This window comes from Rhodococcus sp. (in: high G+C Gram-positive bacteria) (assembly GCF_049299235.1).
GTDB lineage: Bacteria > Actinomycetota > Actinomycetes > Mycobacteriales > Mycobacteriaceae > Rhodococcus.
Genome location: NZ_JBAQXC010000285.1, coordinates 1 through 2,085, shown reverse-complemented (window position 1 = coordinate 2,085; position 2,085 = coordinate 1). Strand labels below are relative to the sequence as shown.

Sequence of the window (2,085 nt, the reverse complement as noted above, 5' to 3'; positions counted from 1 at the left end):
CGGTCCCATTCCGAACCCGGAAGCTAAGCCTGTCTGCGCCGATGGTACTGCACTCGTCAGGGTGTGGGAGAGTAGGTCGCCGCCGAACACCCGTTTGCTGTAGGCCCCCACCATCTGGTGGGGGCCTTCAGTCATTTCCGGGGGGTGAGCTTCGGACCGATCTGTTCTGGGGATCGGATGTGGCGGATTCAGAATGCCTCGCGGGGAACATGGACAATAGTGGGTTCTGTTCGTCCGCGCAGGGCTACCTCGCTTTTCGACGCCCACAGTGCAGCTTCGGAATCGGACGCGGCGGTTACGGCGCGTCCGGATGCCGCGACCCGACCGGGAATGGTCTTCGCCAGGTCCGACAGGCGTGCAGCTTCGTTGACCGGGTCGCCGATCACGGTGTATTCGAAGCGTTCCCGCGCACCGATGTTCCCCGCGACTGCGCGCCCGGAGGCGACTCCGATACCTGCCCGGCACTCCGGCACCTCGGCGACGATGCGCCGACCGATTTCACGAGCGGCGCGGAGGGCGCAATCTGCCGCATCCGCGGATTCGACGGGGGCGCCGAAGATTGCCAGCGCGGCGTCGCCCTCGAACTTGTTGATGAAGCCGCCCGCGCGGTGCACCTCGTCGACAACGACGTCGAAGAACATATTGAGAAGCGCGACAACTTCGGCGGGCGGCCGGCTTGCAGCCATCGCGGTGGAACCGATGATGTCGACGAACAACACCGCGACGTCCTGCTCCACGCCGCCGAGTGCGTCGGCATTGGCGAGTGCGGCCGCCGCGACGTCCCGCCCCACGTGCCGGCCGAAGACGTCGCGCAGTCGTTCGCGTTCGGTCAATCCTTCGGCCATCCGGTTGAATCCGGCCTGCAACTCTCCGAGTGCGGTGCCGTCGTACACGACCACCCGCGCGTCCAGATGGCCTTGCTCGATACGGGCCATCCCGAACCGCACGGATTCGATGGGGGCGACGCTGGCTCGGACGTTGAGCCACATCAAGAGTGCGCCGACAACCAGGCCGATCGTGCCGATCGTCAGGGTCGTGACGGCAAACTGGGTTGGAGTGACCGGCCGGACGAAGCTGAATACCGCGATCAGCAACAGTCCGATGATGGGAATTCCGCTGCCGAGCAGCCACGCGATCATGAATCGGCCTTCGACGCTCGCCAAGCGGCGTCGCGCCGGTGCACCCGCCTCGAGGGCGCGGGCAGCGATCGGGCGCAGTGCGAACTCACCGAACAGGTAGAGGAAGCCACACACGGTCAGGCCCGCAAGCGCGATGGTCAGAGACACCTTGGGAATGGTCGAAGGATCGATGATTCCGAAGGTCACGGTGAACAGTACGAATCCGATGGACCAGAGCGCACCCTGCTGAACGGTGAGGCGCCACGGCAGGCGGAGCGCGTCACGCTTCTGCTTGTCGTTCGGCTGTTGATCGTCGAGCGCCCAGCGCAGCTGTTCGAGGACGAGTCGGGTGCCGCGGATCGTCCCGACGATCATCGCAATGAGAATGTAGACGGGTGCGATCACGGCGACGGCGACGACGAAGTCCCTGGTGAGCACCGACGGTCCGGGGATCACGACGTTGATCAACACCGCCGCGACGAGTGCGCCGAGAAGATGTGTGCTGAGCAGTGACAGGGTCAGCAGCATCTGGATTCGGATGCGTTGCCGCCGAACCGGTTCGGCTGGTTCGCCGAGGATCGCTGAACCGAGGGGTGCGGTGCTTGCACGGCGTCTGGACATGGTCGTTCGAGAGTAGTCCGTGGGGGCGCGGTCCGGATGATCCGCTAGGGTGGCAGGAGTGCGCCTAGTGATTGCCCGCTGTCGAGTCGATTACATCGGAAGGCTGACGGCACATTTGCCGACGGCGCGTCGCCTGCTGTTGATCAAGGCGGACGGGTCCGTGAGCGTACATGCCGACGACCGCGCCTATAAGCCGCTGAATTGGATGAGTCCGCCGTGGGAGCTTGACCCCTGACCTTGGACACGCGGAATCCAGCACACTGCTGGGGAAGCGAGAATCCAAGGATGGCCAGGAAGAACTACACCGACGAGTTCCGCCGTCGGGCGGTGGACTTGTACGAGTCCA

Annotated in this window: 1 protein-coding gene, 1 rRNA gene and 1 pseudogene; 2 read left to right on the top strand and 1 reads right to left on the bottom strand. The window is 64.7% G+C overall.

The annotated features are described in order from the left end of the window. Positions 1-88: ribosomal RNA gene (gene rrf / locus WAX14_RS16720) — 5S ribosomal RNA — on the top strand; the annotation flags it as partial. A gap of 100 nt (positions 89-188) precedes the next feature. Here the strand turns inward: rrf and WAX14_RS16715 are convergent. Further along, a complete protein-coding gene (locus WAX14_RS16715; protein ID WP_422629173.1) occupies positions 189-1,739 on the bottom strand; it encodes an adenylate/guanylate cyclase domain-containing protein in 1,551 nt (516 codons plus the stop codon). Between the two features lie 58 nt (positions 1,740-1,797). Here WAX14_RS16715 and WAX14_RS16710 point away from each other — a divergent pair. Then, a pseudogene (locus WAX14_RS16710) lies at positions 1,798-1,965 on the top strand (endonuclease); the annotation flags it as partial. Positions 1,966-2,085: the final 120 nt, after the last annotated feature.

Coding starts and splice junctions, on each gene's coding strand:
- WAX14_RS16715 (WP_422629173.1), bottom strand. CDS start 1,739: ATGTCCAGACGCCGTGCAAGCACCGCACCCCTCGGTTCAGCGATCCTC.